This is a genomic window from Henriciella sp. (genome assembly GCF_049649345.1).
In the GTDB taxonomy this organism is placed as follows: Bacteria; Pseudomonadota; Alphaproteobacteria; order Caulobacterales; family Hyphomonadaceae; genus Henriciella.
Genome location: NZ_JBARZC010000614.1, coordinates 1 through 1,960, shown reverse-complemented (window position 1 = coordinate 1,960; position 1,960 = coordinate 1). Strand labels below are relative to the sequence as shown.

General features: G+C 59.6%; 2 protein-coding genes. Both read right to left on the bottom strand.

Going from position 1 to position 1,960, the window contains the following annotated elements:
• Nucleotides 1-132: CoA transferase (locus WA989_RS17080; protein WP_424341683.1), on the bottom strand; the 132-nt coding region annotated here is incomplete at its 3' end.
• A 98-nt stretch (nucleotides 133-230) separates the two neighbouring features.
• Nucleotides 231-1,960, bottom strand: a 1,730-nt coding sequence (locus WA989_RS17075) for a TRCF domain-containing protein (RefSeq protein ID WP_424341682.1), incomplete at its 5' end; no start/stop codon positions are given.

Genomic DNA, 1,960 nt, shown 5'->3' with positions numbered 1-1,960 from the left:
GCCCCCTGCCCCGGCGCGGTCGATCCGGACGACATCTGCACCGAGATCCGACATCAACATGCCGCAGAAGGGGCCTGGCCCGATCCCCTGAAATTCGACAATTCTGATTCCGCTCAGCGGTCCGCTTGCCATGTTTGGCCTCCTGAAACATCTATGGTTTCAGCCAGCATAGGAACTCTGATTTGGCTGCCAAGCCATGCCGTAGCGTCTGCTTTTGAAGAGAATTTCTGTCAGGCCTCTTCAGCCAGCCCGCTGATCTCCCTCAGCAGGTTGCGGATGAGCGTGATCCGCTTTTCCTTCCCGTCTGGCACACGCGTTACGACCAGTTTCGAATCAGGGCGAAGTTTGAGCTGGTTCGGACGGGACCTCACCAGCGACATGAGTTGCATGGGCTCGACCTTGGTGTCGTCCCGGAACGCCATGACGATGCCCTTGGGCCCGGCGTCCAGCTTCGAAATACCGATCGATTTGCACGCTGCCTTGATTGCGGTGACATCCAGAAGCTGGCGTGTTTCCTCCGGCAAAGGACCGAACCGGTCGATCAGCTCGGCGGCAAAACCTTCTCGGCCTTTTTCGGTGTCGATCTCGGCGAGGCGGCGATAGAGGCCGAGGCGTACGCCGAGATCCTCGACATACTCTTCCGGTATGAGAACAGCGATGCCCAGATTAATCTGCGGCGACCAATCGTCTGCCACTTCCTCTTCTGCATCTGTCATCCCAGTTTTCAGCGCATTCACAGCATCTTCCAGCATGGATTGATAAAGCTCGACACCGACTTCGCGGACATGGCCGGACTGCTGGTCACCAAGAAGGTTACCCGAGCCGCGCATATCGAGGTCGTGGCTGGCCAACTGGAAGCCCGCGCCTAGACTGTCGAGCGATTGCAGGATGCGCAGCCGCCGTTCGGCGCCCGGCGTCATCACCTGTTCTCGCGGCGTCGTGAGATAGGCATAGGCGCGCAGCTTTGATCGCCCGACGCGTCCCCGCAGCTGGTAAAGCTGCGCCAGGCCGAACCGGTCCGAGCGGTAGATGACCAGCGTATTGGCGCGCGGGATATCGAGGCCGCTCTCCACAATCGTTGTCGACAGCAGGACATCATATTCGCCCTCATAGAAGGCCGTCATCAGGTCTTCGAGTTCGGTGGGCGGCATCTGGCCGTGGGCGACGACGAAGCTCACTTCCGGCACATTGTCGCTCATGAAGGCTTCCAGCCCATCCAGGTCGGAAATACGCGGCGCAACGAAGAAGGTCTGTCCGCCGCGATACTTTTCACGCAACAGCGCTTCGCGGATCGTGACGGTGTCGAATTCGGTGACATAGGTCCGCACAGACAGGCGATCGACGGGCGGCGTTGCGATAATGGAGAGATCTCGGATGCCGGTGAGGGCCATCTGGAGTGTCCGGGGAATGGGCGTTGCAGACAGCGTCAGCACATGCACATCGGCCTTCAGCTCTTTCAGCCGTTCCTTGTGCTTGACGCCAAACCGTTGCTCTTCATCGACAATGAGCAGACCCAGACGCTTGAATTCAATTGAGTTCGCCAGCAGCGCGTGGGTGCCAATGACGATGTCGACCGTGCCCGCTTTCAGCCCCTCCTTGGTTTCGGTCGCTTCTTTCTGAGTGACCATGCGCGAGAGGTGTTTGACCTTCACGGGCCAGTTCGCAAACCGCTCCACGAAGGAGTTGAAATGCTGGCGGGCAAGCAGCGTCGTCGGTGCGATCACGGCAACCTGCATGCCGCTCATGGCGGCTACGAAGGCGGCTCTTAGCGCTACTTCGGTCTTGCCGAAGCCGACATCGCCGCAGACCAGACGGTCCATGGGCTTGCCGCTGGCGAGATCGGTGAGCGTATCCTCGATTGCGTTCAGTTGGTCGTCTGTTTCCTCATAAGGGAAGCGGGCCGCGAATTCCTCATAGAGCCCCTGCCCCGTTGTCGTCGGGTCCGCTTTCTTGAGTTCGC